The organism is Chryseobacterium paridis (genome assembly GCF_016595215.1).
Taxonomy (GTDB): domain Bacteria; phylum Bacteroidota; class Bacteroidia; order Flavobacteriales; family Weeksellaceae; genus Chryseobacterium; species Chryseobacterium paridis.
The window spans coordinates 265,190-281,381 of sequence record NZ_JAENHK010000007.1 but is presented as its reverse complement, the minus strand read 5'-3'; the positions used below and the strand labels follow the sequence as shown (position 1 = coordinate 281,381).

Below are 16,192 nucleotides of genomic sequence, written 5' to 3'. Positions count from 1 at the left end.
ATTTTGTTTTTTTATGTATATTTGCTTCCTATGGAAAATACACTTCACGAGAAAGTTTCTCAGGATATTTTACTTAAAGCTTATACCCATATGATGCTTGCCAAAGCAATGGCGGACATCTACGAAGAAAACAGAAATGTCTGTAAATATGTTCATAGTACTTCAAGAGGTCACGAAGCTATCCAGTTAGCAACCGCTTACCAATTAAAAAAAGAAGATTGGGTATCTCCTTATTATAGAGACGAAAGTATTTTATTAGGTATTGGTTTTGAACCATACCAGCTCATGTTGCAGCTATTAGCTAAAGCTGAGGATCCTTTTTCCGGAGGTAGATCTTACTATTCACATCCATCAAGCAGAAGCGAAAAGATGCCAAAGATCATCCACCAGAGTTCTGCTACAGGAATGCAAACCATCCCAACTACCGGAGTAGCTCAGGGAATAAAGTATATTCAGGATTTTGAACTTCAGGATTTTGAAAACAATCCTGTTGTTGTGTGCAGCTTGGGGGACAATTCCGTGACTGAAGGAGAAGTAAGTGAAGCATTACAATTTGCTGCGCTACATCAGCTTCCTATCATATTCCTTGTTCAGGATAATGAATGGGGAATTTCCGTAACCAAAGAAGAGGCAAGAACATGTGATGCTTATGATTTTGTTGCCGGGTTCACAGGTTTAAGCAGAATGAGAGTGGACGGAACCGACTTCGCGGAAAGTTTCGAAGTGATGAAGAAAGCTGTAGACTTTGTAAGAACAGAAAGAAAACCATTAGTAGTTTGTGCAAAAACAGTACTAATCGGACACCATACATCAGGAGTAAGAAGAGAATTCTATAGAGATGATGAAGATCTTGAAAAACACAGAGCAAAAGATCCGGGTGAAATTCTTAGAAAACAATTGCTGGAAACAGGAATTGATGAAGATCTATTAAAACAAATCACTAAGAAAACAAGACTGGAAGCTGAAGAAGCTTTTGAAAGAGCTCAAAAAGCAGAAGACCCAAAACCGGAGTCTGTCATGCAGCATATTTTCGCTCCTACACCTATAACAGAAGAAACGGGAACCCGTGAACCTGCAGGTGGTGAGAAAATTGTGATGGTAGATGCTGCGATTCATGCTATTCAGGAATTAATGTGGAAGCATCCGGAAGCCTTACTTTACGGTCAGGATGTTGGAGAAAGAATTGGTGGAGTTTTCCGTGAAACCGTTACCCTGGGTAAAAAATTCGGAAGCAAAAGAGTTTTCAATACTGCTATTCAGGAGGCTTATATTATAGGTTCTACGGTTGGAATGAGTGCTGTTGGTTTAAAACCAATCGTTGAAGTTCAGTTTGCAGATTATATTTATCCTGGTATCAACCAGCTGATCACTGAAATATCCAAGTCCAATTACTTAAGCAATGGAAAATTTCCGGTAAGCAATATTATCCGTGTTCCGATTGGAGCTTACGGTGGTGGAGGCCCTTACCATAGTGGTAGCGTGGAAAGTATTTTAGCCAATATCAAAGGTATTAAAATAGCTTACCCAAGCAACGCTGCAGATTTTAAAGGTTTATTAAAAGCAGCATATTATGATCCGAATCCGGTAATTATGTTGGAACATAAAGGATTATACTGGAGTAAGGTTCCCGGGACTGAAGATGCTAAAACGATAGAACCTGCAGAAGATTATGTTCTACCATTTGGAAAAGGGAAAGTAATTATTGAAGCCAATACTAATGAAGTATCTAAAGGCAGAACATTATTGGTGGTAACCTACGGAATGGGGATTTATTGGGCTAAAGAAGCTGCTAAGAATTTTGATGGAAGAATTGAAGTTATTGATTTAAGAACATTAATTCCTCTGGATGAAGAACTTGTTTTCGAACGAGTAAAGGCACATGGAAAGTGTATCGTTCTAACTGAAGAACAGATCAATAATTCATTTGCAGAAGCCTTTGCTCACCGTATTTCTAAAAACTGTTTCAAGTATCTTGATGCACCAGTAGAAACAATGGGATCACTAAACACCCCAGCAGTACCTATCAATCTGGTCTTAGAAAAAGAAATGCTTCCAAATGCCGAGAAGCTGGCGAAGAAAATTGAAGAAATGCTCCAATATTAAATTTATATAAAAAATATAACCTCTATTTACATAGAGGTTTTTTTATGCAATTTTTTATTACTTTTAATAAACATTTATCTTTTAGAAAATAAAATGTAGGAAATAATAGTTCCTTTAGCACAGTGAAAAAATAAACACCGACGCTTCAAAGTCAGCTTTGGTACCCATTTTGCTAAAGACACACCAAATAAAAACACATCCATTTCTTATGATTACAACCAAGTATTTTAATTATAAACAAATTTTCAATCTTGCAGGTTCCCACTTAATATGGCTTGCTGCTTGGTGTACTCTTGTTGCTACGATATACTACTTTTTCAATTGGCAATGGATGATCATTCCATGGGTTCCTCTTGCATTAATTGGTACAGCAGAGGCTTTTTACGTTGGTTTTAAAAACAACCAGGCCTACGATAGATTATGGGAAGCCCGAAAAATATGGGGTGCAATTGTTAACTCAAGCCGCTCCTTTGCTGCAATGTTATATGCTTTTGAAACGGAAGATGGTAACCAGACCGATTTGAATGAGAGAAGAAAGGCAATTGCATACCGCCACATAGCCTGGTTATATACTTTCCGCGAGCAACTTCTCACTCCTACCGAATGGGAGCACATCAGTCTGAAAAAACATTTTGGAGCTATTAATATCAAGCGTCATAGACTTATGAAAGCCGGTTTTCCTGATTATGGAAGAACCCCTATTTTTTTACATAAATACCTTTCAACAGAAGAGTTTACATTACAGTCAGACTACAAGAACTTTGCTACCTATCTGATTTCAAAACAGGCAAAGGAAATCAATGAACTCAAAAATGATAAGGTAATCTCAGATTTTAACCAGATGCAATTACAAAGCTGTCTCAATCAATTTTACGATTTTCAGGGACAGGCAGAAAGAATTAAAAAATTCCCTTCGCCAAGACAGTTTGCAAGTACAGCATTCGTTTTCAATGTCATTTTTATTATGCTTCTTCCACTGGGCTTGGTTAATGAATTTGCAAAATTGGGAGATTGGGGAATCTGGACAAGTATTCCTTTTTGTGTAATCGTGGGATGGATCTATATCGTTATGGAACTGGTTGGAGATTATTCTGAAAACCCCTTTGGAGGATTAATGTTTGACATCCCCATGTTATCCATTTGCAGAACAATAGAGATTGACGTACTGCAAATAATGGGTGAACAAGACATCCCTGATCCTATTGCGTCTAAGAATGGAGTTCTTGTATAGTCCACTTCCTACAAGATAACAGCCGTTGTATTTTTTACTTCAGAGATCATAAAAGAACTGTGAGTACTTGCTATGTGCTCTAAAGTCGTAAGCTTTGTCAACATAAAGTTTCGGTAATCCGCCATATCCTGTACACAGATTTTAAGAATATAATCATAATCACCACTTACATGAAAACACTCGGTAACTTCGTTCAAGTTCATCACCTCTTTCTCAAATTGTAGCACATATTCTTTTTTATGCTGAATAAGCTTTACGTGGCACAATACCATAAAATCTCTCTCAATTTTATGCTTATCCAGTAATGCAACATATCTGGAAATCACACCCGTGTTTTCGAGTTTACGTATACGTTCATATACAGCTGTAACCGACAAACCTAACTTGTAAGACAGCTCTTTGGTTGTCTGCTTGGAATCTTCCTGTAAAAATGATAACAGTTTTTTATCAATTTCATCAAAGCTCATAGATTTTTTTTTGGAAAAAGTTTATAATGATCAAATATAATAAACATATTTTCTAAATTAATACAAAATCATAGATTTATATTCTAATATTTAAAACAACCATTGTAATAAAACTTAAAATAACTCAAATTTAAAAACAAAAACAATGGAAGATTTTAACGCAGCAAATGAGATACAGGATTTGCAATATTTCGGAGAATTTGGCGGAGTAAATCCTTCAATTTCTGATAGTTCAACCTATACTTTTCTTTCCGCTAAAACGATGTTTGATACCTTCGAAGGAAATGCAGAAGGATGCTATTTGTATTCAAGACATTCATCTCCAATGAATTTGTATCTAGCACAGGCTTTAGCAAAATTAGAAAACACAGAAGCAGCTAATGTTACCGCTTCAGGAATGGGAGCAATTACTTCTGTTCTATTACAGATTTGTAAAAGTGGTGATCATATCATTTCCAGCAGAACAATTTATGGTGGAACTTATGCGTTTCTTAAAAACTTCCTTCCTCCTTTTAATATTGACACAACATTCTTAGATATCAACAATATTGAAGCTATTGAAAATGCTATAAAACCTAACACAAAAGTTATCTATTGTGAAAGTGTAAGCAATCCGCTTCTTGAAGTCGCTGATCTAAGAAAACTGTCTGAAATCTGCAAAAAACACAATCTAAAACTGATTGTTGACAATACCTTCTCTCCACTTTCCATCTCCCCTACTTTATTGGGAGCTGATATCGTGATTCATAGTTTAACGAAATTCATTAATGGAAGCAGTGATACTGTAGGTGGTGTTTATTGTGGTTCACAGGAATTTATCAATGACACGAAAAATGTAAATAATGGAGCATGTATGCTACTGGGCCCGACAATGGACAGCTTCCGTTCCGCAAGCATTTTAAAAAACCTCAGAACACTTCACATCCGTATGAAGCAACATAGTTACAATGCCCAATATCTTGCAGAAAGATTCGAGCACGATGGTTTAAAGGTTTCTTATCCGGGATTACCTTCTCATAAAAACCATGAACTGATGAAGAGCATGATGCATGAAGAATATGGTTTTGGAGGATTAATGACTTTGGATGCAGGCACAACTGACAAAGCCAATGAACTAATGGAGCTGATGCAACAAGAAAATTTAGGATATCTGGCAGTAAGTCTGGGCTTTTATAAAACATTATTCTCATGTTCAGGAAGCTCAACCTCATCTGAAATTCCTGAAGAAGAGCGTATGGCAATGGGAATTTCTGATGGTTTGATCAGATTCTCAATAGGTCTGGATCATGATATAGAAAGAACCTACCAAAAAATGAAAGAATGCATGGTAAAAACAGGCGTTCTCCACTATGAAAACACATCCATATACTAATCTATCATTGTAATAAGTGCTGTTGAAATTTCAACAGCATTTATTTTTTATGGTAATGTTTTGGAAATGCATCTTCCGGTTTCATCCTAAAAACATTCAGTAAGATCCAGGATTTTAAAAATCCATATCCATAGGAAAACATCTGAACATAAGTAGAAATAACCGCCATCCCTGCTATACTTATATTTTTGGTTACCCACAAAGCATGAAAGAAAACAAGAAATGTATATAAACCATATAAAGCAAGAATGATTCCTCTTCCAAGTATAAAATACTCAATGAAGCCCAGGATATATCCCAATAAAAACAGACTTGGAAAAGCAAAAGAAAGCTTCACATAGTTAGGGTGCCTCTGATTAAGAATTGGTCTCGCACAACCAAACTGAAATACCTGTTTGGAAAATTTTCCAAAATCCACTCTACGCTTATGATATACTGCAATGCTGTCAAAAAAAGCTGTTGTATAGCCATTCTCCCAGAGTGTCATCGATAAATCCGGATCCTCACCGATTCTCATCTCGGAAAAACCTCCTACTTTATCAAAGACCTCTTTTTTGACCCCCATATTAAAACTACGAGGTTGAAATTTCGAAACTGCTTTTTTATTTCCACGGATACCTCCGGTTGTAAAAACCGAAGTCATAGAATAGGAAATGGCTTTTTGCATAAGATTAAATCCTTTATGGGCTTTGTCTGCACCGCCAAATGCATCACAAGGGATCAGCAAAATATCTTTCTTAATATTTTCGATATAATCTTTTTCTACAATTACATCACTGTCTACAAAAACCAGCCATTCGTTTTCAGCTCTTTGAGCTCCATAATTTCTTGATAAACCCGGTCCTGAATTATCTTTCCTGAAATATTTGATCAATAATATTTCTTCGAAGTTTTTTATGGTTGGTTTAAGATCAATTAAAGAACCATCATCCACGATAATAATTTCAAACTCCCTATCCGTTTGTTGTGTTAAGGAATTCAGTAATTCGAAAAGTTCATCTTTTCGATTAAATATAGCGATGACGATGGAGATTGTAGGTTTCAAAATTGAAAATTTGTCAAAATTAACCATTCATAAAAGAACATACAAACAGTTTAACAGGTATTCACCGAAATTAACACCTAATAGTATATCCAGGCAGATATATAGCAAAATTCTTTTAATCTTTAAAAAGAATGAAATTTTAAACAAAGTAAATTGACATTTTAAACAAAATGAAAATTCATTACACCCCATACCTTTGTCTTACAATTAAAGATAAAAAAAATGATACAAGACAAAAATTTACAGAATCCTATCCATTCAGGTTTTAATGCACAATCTACTACTACGGATGTGATCAAAGGAATTGATCTTACAGGAAAGACAGTGATTATTACAGGCGGTTATGCCGGAATAGGTTTAGAAACCACCAAAACATTGGTTTCAGCCGGAGCACAAGTAATTGTTCCAGCAAGAGATATTGAAAAAGCAACAAGGAACTTATCTGGTATCCAAAATATTGAAATCGAACAACTCGATCTGATAGATCCGATTTCTATAGATTCATTTGCAAAGAAATTTCTTTCTTCAGATAGAAAACTAGATTTGCTGATCAATAATGCGGGCATTATGTGGGTTCCTTTACGAAGAGATAGCCGAGGAATTGAATCGCAATTAGCAACCAATTATCTAGGACAGTTTCAGTTAACTGCAAGATTATGGCCCGCACTCAAAAAAGCCAATGGAGCAAGAGTTATCAATGTTTCATCTTATGGACATCAGATGGCACCGTTTGATTTCGATGATCCGAATTTTGAAAACCGTGAGTACCAGACGTTATTAGGATATGGACAATCAAAGACTGCAAGTAATCTTTTTGCCGTTGAATTGGATGCAAAAGCTAAAGCATTTAATGTAAGAGCCTATTCTTTACACCCCGGGTCTGTTTACGGAACGGATCTTGGCAGAGAAGAGCCTATTGAACTTTTTAAACAATTGGGAACGCATGATGCTGACGGAAACATAAAACCCGAAGTAGAAGCAAGCTTAAAAACAATCCCACAGGGAGCGGCAACTACTGTTTGGTGTGCAACAAGTCCGTTGTTAGATACTATCGGAGGTGTATATTGTGAAAATTGTGACATTGCAGAAATTGATAATGGCCAAATTGAGCACAGATTTGATCAGCCTTCAACCATACGAGGTGTACAATATTATTCTCTGGATAAAGGAAATGCAGAACGTTTATGGAAACTAAGCGAAGAAATGACAGGAATTCATTTCAATGTTGAATAATGAATTATAAATGAATAATTTTGTTATTGAAAACTAAAAATCATGGATTTTCATATCAAATATATTACACCGGATATCAAACTTTCTACCTATGATGACAAGCTCTTCAAGACTGAAACTGTTTTTGAGTTTCATATGTTGGTATGGTTTATATCCGGTGAAACGAAAATAATTCAGGCGGATCGTTCTTACCATTTTACGTCGGGAGATATCTTTCTTATACCCAGAAATCAGTTAGCCACGATCATAAATTATCCAAAGGATGGACGTCCACATAAAGCCGTGGTCATGCATCTTACCACGGAGCGCCTGAAAGAATTCTATTCTCATATTGATACAGAACAAACCATAATACGAAAGGATCCTGAGATTTTTAGCTTTAGTAATCATCCTTTATTGGAAAGCTGCCTGGCTTCTTTAATCCCTTATTTTGAAATGACACAGCCTTTTCCGGAAAATATTGCTTCACTAAAAATCATGGAATCAATCAGTATTCTAAGAGAAATAAATCCGGATATTGATCGTGTTTTAGCTGATTTTGAAGAACCTGGAAAGATCAATCTGGTTGACTTTATGGAGAAGAATTATATGTTCAATATGCCGTTAGAAAGATTTGGGTATCTCACAGGCAGAAGCCTATCAACATTCAATCGGGATTTCAGGAAAACCTATCAGGAAACCCCTCAACGCTGGCTTACACAGAAACGGTTGGAACTGGCTTTTTATCATCTTACCGAAAAGAATAAGAAACCCTCCGATATCTTCATGGAAGTAGGCTTTGAAGATTTATCACATTTTTCATATGCTTTTAAAAAACAATATGGTTATGCACCATCTATGATCAGATAAAAGAAACAAAAAAGGGCAAATTTCAATTTGAAATTTGCCCTTACAATTAATTATTACAAATTATTACTAAAAATTATAGTTTTACCAATTTCCATTTTTGGGCATTCCCTGTATTAGCTGTCCAAATCTGAATTTTTGTCCCATTAGTCGCAGAACCATTATTTACATCAAGATTAAAACCTGAAGCATGAGCAGGCGACAATGTATAATAATCGTTTCCTACAGATGTTATTTTCCATTTCTGAGCATTAGTCCCATTATCAGTATAAATCTGAACTTGTGTTCCATTTGTAGTGCCTGAATTGGATACATCTAAAGATTTCGTAGGAGCATTTAAAGGCTGAAGTTTATAATACCCTCCTCCTACATCGGTAATTTTCCATTTTTGTGCAGTGTTACCATTAGATCCCCATAGCTGAACCTTGGTACCATCTGTCGTACCAGCATTCAAAACATCCAGCATACTTGTTCCGTTAGTCCCGGAAACCAACTGATAAGTCGCACCTGAGGTAATTCCGGTAGTTGGCGTTGTTGTCCCATCTCCATAAGTCGTGTTTTGTCCATACAGTATATTAGTAGCTCCGGAAAAATAAGAGGCTATATTGGTCGCTCCTAAATCATAATATAAGAAAACACCATATCCATCATCTTTAGTTCTCTGCGCATAATTATTCACTGTAGAACTGCTTGTAAAACTTGAAGTAGAAGGATTTACATTTACAGCTGCTGCACCTTTATGGGCATTATCCAACCCTGGAATATTAGGAGCAGAATAAGTACTGTAATATGGATTCCAGGCATAATCAACTTTTGACCCAACTGTCACACCATTGTAAGAAAGATTACTTGCAGAAGGACCAATATTGTAAAAAGAAATAATCTTATTAGGAAGTAAATCTCTCAATGCTGTCACGAGATAAACAAATGAATACTGATTAGCCTGTCCTGTTCCATTTGCACCATAATTTGCATATTCATCATCAAAGTCAATTCCATCCAGGCCATAGGTATTTACTGCATCAGCCAATTCCTGAGCAAAAGCCTGAGCAGCTGCCTGGTTTGGAAAATTAGCAAATCCGGCTCCCTGATGATTTCCAAGGATGGACAGCATTACTTTGATCCCTTTATCCTGTAGAGGTTTTATGTAGGTATCTTTATTAGTAAGAACATTTGTAACCTGAGTGTTAAAAGATAAATATGCTTTTTGAGTAGAAGTATTGTAGTTGATGTTTGCAGCAAAAATAATAGCAACATCAAAAAGCTGCCTTCCATCTGCCAGTTTGTATTTCCCTACCTCTCTAATATCATTGCTGTTTACTTCTACATACATGATAGAAAGTGGATTTTTCCCAAAAGCTGCAACCTTTGAGGTTTGATTGCCTTTATTCGATAAGGACTCTCCTTGAGGAGCACCTGATTCCTCCAAGCGGTCGGAATTACACGAGATTACACTGAAAACACCTATCAATAGGATAAGTAGAGATTGTACACTAATTTTTTTCATAATAAAAGTATTTAACTGTTTATTACGAATCTAAAACAAACCTTAACAATTAATTAATAATAAATTATCAAAATCACCTACTATTTTATCAACGAAATTTAAAATCATTAATTAACAATAAAACAAAACAACAATGACATTAAAAAAATCATAAAAATGATCATGTTATTTCAAATAAGCAGACGTACAATAAAATACCTTAAAATTTAACAAAAACATAAAATAAAATTATGCTGTTAATCCTTCATTAGAACAAACCAGACTTAAAATACAACCATAATAGTAATGATGTTGAAAAAAAGATTACGGAAGAGCAGAAAAAGATCATAGAAAATATATTCCTGAAATAAAATAATTCCACAAAATAGAGTCCAATAAATCCCACTGCCGATATAGAAATCCCAATTAACGCGGCAATAACCATTGTTTGAACAGGATATTGTACAGGTAGAGGCTCTTTAAGAATAGAAAATAGGATAACGGCACTTATAAAAGCCATACCAACACTCATCCATTCTACATTATATGTTGATTTTTTTCTTTTCTTAGGCCTTTGATCTCTTTTCCAATTAGGTGTAGATGAGCCACCCAACAAATCCAACGCATCAAGAGTAACATCTATAATTTCAAAAATATTCCAGGACATTCATGCATATTTTAATCTGACCATCAGAAAGCAAAAAGCCTTCCAGATTGGAAGGCTTTATATCATATTTATTGATTTTCAAGTTTATGAACTTTTTTCGTTCCCTCATACATTTCGTACTGCAAAAATCTTGTTTCCAATTTACCATTGAATAACTTAATTTTTCTCGATGGGCGAAGTCCTATTTTCTTTACAGCTTCCAGATCTGAAGAGATCAGCCAAGCCAAAGTATTCGGATAATGTGTTTTGAAGGTGTCTCCTATTTTCTTATAAAAATCATCATCATTAATCGAGATTCTTTCATCATACGGAGGGTTAAAGACCATGAGTAATGGGAAAAGTTCCTTTTTAGATTCAAAAAAGTTTTGTCTCTTAACTTCGATGATATCTTCCATTTCAGCAGCTTCAATATTTACACTGGCAGCATTCAGCATTTTTCCATCAATATCGTAACCTATGATCTTTCCATGAAACTCTCGTACTCTGTTAACTCTGAATTCTTTGATCTTTGTGAATAAATCAGCATCATAATTATTCCAGTTCTGGAATGCAAATCTCCTTCTGAAAATCTGAGCAGGAAGATCCAGAGCAATCATTGCAGCTTCTATTAAAAGAGTTCCCGAACCACACATCGGGTCAAGAAAATTCCCTTTCCCATCCCAACCTGCAAGCTGAAGCATTCCACTGGCTAATACTTCATTGATCGGTGCTTCACCTTGTTCTTTTCTATATCCTCTCTTAAATAAAGGATCACCGGAAGAATCTAAAGAAATGGTCACCAGTTCCCTATCGATATGCAGATGGAATTTAATGTCTGGATTTTTAGGTTCTACATTAGGACGTCTTTTGAATTTTTCCTGAAAGTAATCTACAATAGCATCTTTCATTTTAAGCGTAACAAATTGCGAATGCTTAAATGTTTCAGAGTTTACAGTGGAATCGATTGCAAATGACTGATCCACATCCATAAACTGTTCCCATTCCATCTTAAAAAGCTTATCATAGAATTGGTGTTGATTAAAAGCTTTGAACTCAAAAACCGGCACCAAAATTTTCAACGCTGTTCTTGCTGAATAATTGATTTTATAAAGAAAACCCAGATCTCCTTCACAATTTACTGCACGGTTTTTCACCTCAACATTTCTACCTCCTAATTTCTTAATTTCCTCTGCTAAAACTTGCTCCAGCCCAAAGAAGGTTTTTATCTGAATTTTTATATTTTCTGTATCCATAAATAGTCATTGAAAGATTTAATAATTTAAAAACTAAAAGATTAGCTGCTCAATATCTGAATCAATTGAATTTTTCAATCTCTCAATATTAAAATACTTTTCCTTTTACCGCACAAATTTAGTTATTTTTGCATTATGGAATGGTTTGAATCTTGGTTTGATACCCCTTATTATCATTTACTTTATAGCAATAGAGATTATACGGAAGCAGAAAACTTCATTACAGAGCTTACTGCTAGTCTTCAGCTACCTCCTTCATCTAAAATTATCGACTTAGCTTGTGGAAAGGGAAGACATTCAGTGTTCCTTAATAAATTAGGATATGACGTTTTAGGGCTCGATTTATCAAGACAAAGTATAGAGTTTGACAAGCAATTTGAAAATCAGACTCTTATCTTTAATGTTCACGATATGCGAAATCCTATTGATGCTGATCCTATGGACGCTGTTTTCAATTTGTTTACGAGTTTTGGATATTTCGACCGGGAAAGTGATGACAAAAAGGTTTTTCAATCTGTTTATTCTGTTCTAAAGCCTGGAGGTTATTTTGTATTGGACTATCTTAACGAGGAATATGTAAGAAACAAGATCGTTCCTGAATCTATTATTAATCGTGGAGATATCGATTTTAAAATTCGTAAAAAGATCGAAGGAAGACATATTATCAAGGATATCCGCTTTGAATCAAAAGGCAAACCTTATCATTTCTTTGAAAAAGTAAAACTTCATACATTGGAAGAGATCAACTCATACGCTTTGGAATGTGGTTTTGAAAGAATAAAAATATGGGGTGATTATCAGTTGAACGATTTTAAAAAAGAAGATTCACCTCGTTGTATCAATTTATTTAAGAAAAAAGCATGATCATAGTTCTTCTACTGATTTTAAGTGTAATTGCAGGGGTATTCCTTGGAAAGCATTTTGGTAAAAAAGAAAAGCTAGCAAAGAATCTTTTGATTCTAAGTGCAGGTTTTTTGATCACCATTTGTTTGAATGAGGTTTTCCCACAGGTTTATACTTCAGAGAAAAGCAGTGTGATAGGTATTTTTGTCATCTTTGGAGTTCTGCTGCAAATGATTTTAGAGGCTTTAACCAAAGGTTTCGAACACGGTCATTTCCATCATCACAGTGACCATAATATTCTACCTGTTGCCCTCATGGTAGGCTTATTTGTGCATGCTTTTATAGAAGGAATCCCTTTGGCTAATGAAAAGGAGGTTTTATCACCTTACCTTTTAGGAATTGTTTTTCATAATATTCCTATTTCCTTTATTTTGGGAGCGTTCTTATTCAACAGAAAGGAAGGTCAGAGCAGGTCACCCTATCCTACCTACATGATCATCGCATTGTTTGCGCTCGCTTCACCAATGGGAATGCTCCTGGGTAACTATTTTAATCCTGATCTCCAACCTTACTTCCTGGCTGTCGTAGGTGGTATTTTCCTCCATATCTCTTCGGTAATTATTTTTGAAAGCAATAAAAATCATAATATTGACTGGACTAAAATAGGATTGGTTTGTGTAGGAGTTTCTCTGGCACTTCTTATGCATCTTTCACACTCGCATTAAAGCCCTTATTATAAGCAACATATAGCGTAAATTACAATTTTTACATCTGCAAAAAAAACACTTATTAATTGCAATTAATACTTATTTCACCACTATAATTTAAATTTAACTTAATGAATTAACACAATTTATCACTTATCAGAGATCTAGTTGACAATTTTTTGTATATTCGGCATACCAGAAATCACATGTATGACCTTTAAAACAAAAAATCTCAAGAAGACGGGGGTCTTCTTTTTCTTATTGTCCGGATTACTATCGGCTCAAACCCAGAACAAGACAGATTCTTTACGAGAACATAGCATTGAAGACGTTGTCGTCGTTGGATACAAAACACAGAAAAGATCCAGCCTTACAGCAGCAGTTTCAATTATCTCTGACAAGAAATTAAAAGACGCGAACACTTCAGATGTATCAAGTCTTCTACAAGGAAAAGCATCCGGAGCTCAGGTTAGCTTAGGAGGTGGTGCCCCGGGATCTTCGGCCACTGTAAAAATAAGAGGAACTTCTACTATCAATGGTCCCAGCCAGGCTTTATGGGTCGTAGATGGAGTTATGATGACCGGGACCCCGAATTTGGATCCCAACCAGATAGAAAGTATTAATATCCTAAAAGATGCTACCTCCACGGCACTCTATGGATCCAGAGGAGCAAATGGTATTGTTCAGGTATTTACAAAGTCCGGTACTTCCGGAAAGGGAACATTAAGTGTTTCCATGAACAATTCTTTTAACACTTTTAATAATGGGCGCTTTAAGCTCATGGATGGAATCCAGCTCTATGACTACTTCACCTCACTCAAAAATGCACCAGCATTACCCGGAGAAGTTAGAAACAAAGGTTACGACTGGCTGAAAAATGGAACGCAAACGGGTGCAGTACAAAACTATACGATAGACTTCAGAGGAGGCTCCCAGACTTCCAAAACCTACATTTCAGGAAATTACTATAATGAAACCGGAACCGTAAAAAGTTATGATTTCAATAGATTATCATTTAGAATCAACCATGAACAAAAAGTACAATCCTGGCTAACCTTAAAGCCAAAAGTAAGCTTATCATATACGACTGGAAAAGACAGACAAGGCTCACTCTATCAAATGTATCTCAACATGCCATGGGATAATCCCAGAGACAGCAATGGAGAATTAATCAGACTGGATGAAGCTTATAAAGGAACATGGTATGGAAGGGATTTCAATAATTATTTATATGATTTGCAATGGAATTACGGTAAAAGCAATCAGTTGGATTTGATTGGGAATCTAGATGCAGAAATTAAATTTACGGATTACCTGAAGTTTGTCACTACTAATAATGTCACTTATAAAAATTTTGATGATATGAAATATGTAGATCCCAGATCTATACCTGGAGTAAGTAATAAAGGTGAATTAACAGAATCTTATCTTAAGGATATAAGCAAGTTTTTTAATCAGATGTTGAAATTTGATAAAGACTTTGGCATCCACAATGTAAATGCTTTAGCAGCCTATGAATATACCGACAGGTACTACAAATTATCAAAAGCAGGTGTTTATGGTGTAGTTCCCGGAACAGACATCTTTGACACCGGGGCCACAACAGGAAGGAAGCCATCGGGAACTAAGTATGACAGAGCCTACAATGCTTTCCTGTTCAACGCTGAATATGTTTATGATAAAAAATATTTCGTTCAGGGATCATTAAGAAGTGAATCTTCTTCTGCATTCGGAGCCAGTCAAAGAAATGGATTATTTTATTCTTATAGTATAGGTTGGAACATTCAAAAGGAAAAATTCTTCCATGTAAAACAGATTAATGAATGGAAGTTAAGAGCCAGCAGAGGCCTTGTAGGAAATACCCCAAGCCCAAATTATGGATGGCAGGATCTATATAGTTTGACACAAACTTATAATGGGCAAATTGGTGCAACCTGGAACCAGTTAGGGAATCCGAATTTAACATGGGAGTCGATCTATCAGAATAATATTGGTACGGACATCAGAGCATTCAACAACAGATTAAGTCTGAATATTGATTATTTTAATAATAAAACTAAAAACTTATTAATGCTGGTTACTCTTCCTTCATTAACGGGGGTTGACCAACAATATTTGAATGTTGGAGATGTTCGGAACAAGGGCTGGGAATTTAGTTTCAATTATGCGATCCTGAAATCAGATAATGTTAATTGGGATTTCGGGTTTAATATCAGCACCTATAAAAACAGGGTTCTTTCGACGAGAAATAATAGTACACAGCTTTTATCTAATAACCGGGCGGCGATTGCCGGAAATGATGTTACTTCATTTTATATGAGAAAATGGATGGGTGTAAATCCAGACAATGGTGCCGGACAATGGGAAGTAGTCAATGCTGATGGAAGCAAAAGCCTGACCTCCAATTACAATCAGGCTACCCTACAGATCGTTGGTGCAGCTACACCAGATTATTATGGATCTGTAAGTACCAATCTCACGGTAAAGAGTTTCTACCTTAATGCGAATGTCTATTTCTCACAAGGAGGGCTGATTTATAATTCATACAGGGAATTATTTGATTCCGATGGAGCTTATCCTTACTATAATCAAATGGCATTAAAAGATGGCTGGAACAGATGGGAAAAACCTGGTGATATTGCAACCCATCCGGTAGCCATTTTCAATAACAATACCCTGACCAACAAACCTTCTTCACGCTACCTGGAAGATGCGAGCTACCTGAAGCTAAGATCAGTGAGGTTAGGTTATAATTTCCCGGTATCACTGACAGAAAAGATCAAAGTAACCTCAGCAAGTATTTACATTATGGGGGAAAACTTATTTACCATCACTAAATTCTCAGGAGTAGATCCGGAAGTAGGGCCGGCAGATAGTCAAACCACATACTCTGGCACCGCTGGAGCAATATATCCCATCCCAAGAAGATTTTCTTTAGGTATTAACTTCTCATTTTAAAT

At 35.7% G+C, this 16,192-nt stretch carries 13 protein-coding genes; 8 read left to right on the top strand and 5 right to left on the bottom strand.

Annotation, left to right across the window (positions count from 1 at the left end; all coding sequences use genetic code 11):
* Window positions 1–30: 30 nt before the first annotated feature.
* On the top strand, window positions 31–2,103 hold the full coding sequence (locus JHL15_RS08185; protein ID WP_200244907.1) for an alpha-ketoacid dehydrogenase subunit alpha/beta: 2,073 nt from the start codon (window positions 31–33) through the stop codon (window positions 2,101–2,103).
* 208 nt (window positions 2,104–2,311) lie between these two features.
* The gene (locus JHL15_RS08180) at window positions 2,312–3,334 is read left to right on the top strand and encodes a bestrophin family protein (protein WP_200244906.1); all 1,023 of its coding nucleotides are present in this window, start codon (window positions 2,312–2,314) and stop codon (window positions 3,332–3,334) included.
* Between the two features lie 8 nt (window positions 3,335–3,342).
* On the opposite strand, the gene JHL15_RS08175 is transcribed toward JHL15_RS08180, so the two are convergent.
* Entirely contained in the window at window positions 3,343–3,801 is a 459-nt protein-coding gene (locus JHL15_RS08175; RefSeq protein ID WP_200244905.1) for an Lrp/AsnC family transcriptional regulator, read from the bottom strand.
* 145 nt (window positions 3,802–3,946) lie between these two features.
* Between JHL15_RS08175 and JHL15_RS08170 the strand changes: the two genes are divergently transcribed.
* Window positions 3,947–5,173 (top strand): aminotransferase class I/II-fold pyridoxal phosphate-dependent enzyme, encoded by a 1,227-nt coding sequence (locus JHL15_RS08170; RefSeq protein WP_200244904.1) that lies wholly within the window; start codon window positions 3,947–3,949, stop codon window positions 5,171–5,173.
* Between the two features lie 40 nt (window positions 5,174–5,213).
* On the opposite strand, the gene JHL15_RS08165 is transcribed toward JHL15_RS08170, so the two are convergent.
* Window positions 5,214–6,245, bottom strand: a complete 1,032-nt coding sequence (locus JHL15_RS08165) for a glycosyltransferase (protein ID WP_200244902.1) — start codon at window positions 6,243–6,245, stop codon at window positions 5,214–5,216.
* A 195-nt stretch (window positions 6,246–6,440) separates the two neighbouring features.
* Here JHL15_RS08165 and JHL15_RS08160 point away from each other — a divergent pair, with 195 nt between their 5' ends.
* Both JHL15_RS08160 and JHL15_RS08155 read left to right on the top strand, forming a co-directional pair.
* Window positions 6,441–7,451 (top strand): SDR family NAD(P)-dependent oxidoreductase, encoded by a 1,011-nt coding sequence (locus tag JHL15_RS08160; protein WP_200244901.1) that lies wholly within the window; start codon window positions 6,441–6,443, stop codon window positions 7,449–7,451.
* Between the two features lie 42 nt (window positions 7,452–7,493).
* Window positions 7,494–8,300 carry a helix-turn-helix domain-containing protein gene (locus JHL15_RS08155; RefSeq protein WP_200244899.1) on the top strand — a complete coding sequence of 269 codons (807 nt, stop codon included), beginning with the start codon at window positions 7,494–7,496 and terminating at the stop codon, window positions 8,298–8,300.
* A gap of 73 nt (window positions 8,301–8,373) precedes the next feature.
* On the opposite strand, the gene JHL15_RS08150 is transcribed toward JHL15_RS08155, so the two are convergent.
* From JHL15_RS08150 to JHL15_RS08140, 3 genes are all read right to left on the bottom strand, one after another.
* Window positions 8,374–9,804 carry an endo-beta-N-acetylglucosaminidase H gene (locus tag JHL15_RS08150; protein ID WP_200244898.1) on the bottom strand — a complete coding sequence of 477 codons (1,431 nt, stop codon included), beginning with the start codon at window positions 9,802–9,804 and terminating at the stop codon, window positions 8,374–8,376.
* Between the two features lie 247 nt (window positions 9,805–10,051).
* Window positions 10,052–10,450 (bottom strand): branched-chain amino acid ABC transporter substrate-binding protein, encoded by a 399-nt coding sequence (locus JHL15_RS08145; RefSeq protein ID WP_200244893.1) that lies wholly within the window; start codon window positions 10,448–10,450, stop codon window positions 10,052–10,054.
* 68 nt (window positions 10,451–10,518) lie between these two features.
* Window positions 10,519–11,682 carry a THUMP domain-containing class I SAM-dependent RNA methyltransferase gene (locus JHL15_RS08140; protein ID WP_200244891.1) on the bottom strand — a complete coding sequence of 388 codons (1,164 nt, stop codon included), beginning with the start codon at window positions 11,680–11,682 and terminating at the stop codon, window positions 10,519–10,521.
* A 135-nt stretch (window positions 11,683–11,817) separates the two neighbouring features.
* Between JHL15_RS08140 and JHL15_RS08135 the strand changes: the two genes are divergently transcribed.
* The 3 genes from JHL15_RS08135 to JHL15_RS08125 all read left to right on the top strand — a co-directional run bounded on the left by JHL15_RS08135 (window position 11,818) and on the right by JHL15_RS08125 (window position 16,190).
* The gene (locus JHL15_RS08135; protein WP_200244889.1) at window positions 11,818–12,546 is read left to right on the top strand and encodes a class I SAM-dependent methyltransferase; all 729 of its coding nucleotides are present in this window, start codon (window positions 11,818–11,820) and stop codon (window positions 12,544–12,546) included.
* The gene (locus tag JHL15_RS08130; RefSeq protein ID WP_234047715.1) at window positions 12,543–13,250 is read left to right on the top strand and encodes a ZIP family metal transporter; all 708 of its coding nucleotides are present in this window, start codon (window positions 12,543–12,545) and stop codon (window positions 13,248–13,250) included. The genes JHL15_RS08135 and JHL15_RS08130 overlap by 4 nt, the downstream gene beginning before the upstream one ends.
* A gap of 192 nt (window positions 13,251–13,442) precedes the next feature.
* The gene (locus JHL15_RS08125) at window positions 13,443–16,190 is read left to right on the top strand and encodes a SusC/RagA family TonB-linked outer membrane protein (protein WP_200244887.1); all 2,748 of its coding nucleotides are present in this window, start codon (window positions 13,443–13,445) and stop codon (window positions 16,188–16,190) included.
* Window positions 16,191–16,192: the final 2 nt, after the last annotated feature.

Bases quoted from the DNA above. Each gene is read 5' to 3' on its own strand.
- JHL15_RS08185 (WP_200244907.1), top strand. From the start codon at position 31: ATGGAAAATACACTTCACGAGAAAGTTTCTCAGGATATTTTACTTAAA.
- JHL15_RS08180 (WP_200244906.1), top strand. From the start codon at position 2,312: ATGATTACAACCAAGTATTTTAATTATAAACAAATTTTCAATCTTGCA.
- JHL15_RS08175 (WP_200244905.1), bottom strand. From the start codon at position 3,801: ATGAGCTTTGATGAAATTGATAAAAAACTGTTATCATTTTTACAGGAA.
- JHL15_RS08170 (WP_200244904.1), top strand. From the start codon at position 3,947: ATGGAAGATTTTAACGCAGCAAATGAGATACAGGATTTGCAATATTTC.
- JHL15_RS08165 (WP_200244902.1), bottom strand. From the start codon at position 6,245: ATGGTTAATTTTGACAAATTTTCAATTTTGAAACCTACAATCTCCATC.
- JHL15_RS08160 (WP_200244901.1), top strand. From the start codon at position 6,441: ATGATACAAGACAAAAATTTACAGAATCCTATCCATTCAGGTTTTAAT.
- JHL15_RS08155 (WP_200244899.1), top strand. From the start codon at position 7,494: ATGGATTTTCATATCAAATATATTACACCGGATATCAAACTTTCTACC.
- JHL15_RS08150 (WP_200244898.1), bottom strand. From the start codon at position 9,804: ATGAAAAAAATTAGTGTACAATCTCTACTTATCCTATTGATAGGTGTT.
- JHL15_RS08145 (WP_200244893.1), bottom strand. From the start codon at position 10,450: ATGTCCTGGAATATTTTTGAAATTATAGATGTTACTCTTGATGCGTTG.
- JHL15_RS08140 (WP_200244891.1), bottom strand. From the start codon at position 11,682: ATGGATACAGAAAATATAAAAATTCAGATAAAAACCTTCTTTGGGCTG.
- JHL15_RS08135 (WP_200244889.1), top strand. From the start codon at position 11,818: ATGGAATGGTTTGAATCTTGGTTTGATACCCCTTATTATCATTTACTT.
- JHL15_RS08130 (WP_234047715.1), top strand. From the start codon at position 12,543: ATGATCATAGTTCTTCTACTGATTTTAAGTGTAATTGCAGGGGTATTC.
- JHL15_RS08125 (WP_200244887.1), top strand. From the start codon at position 13,443: ATGACCTTTAAAACAAAAAATCTCAAGAAGACGGGGGTCTTCTTTTTC.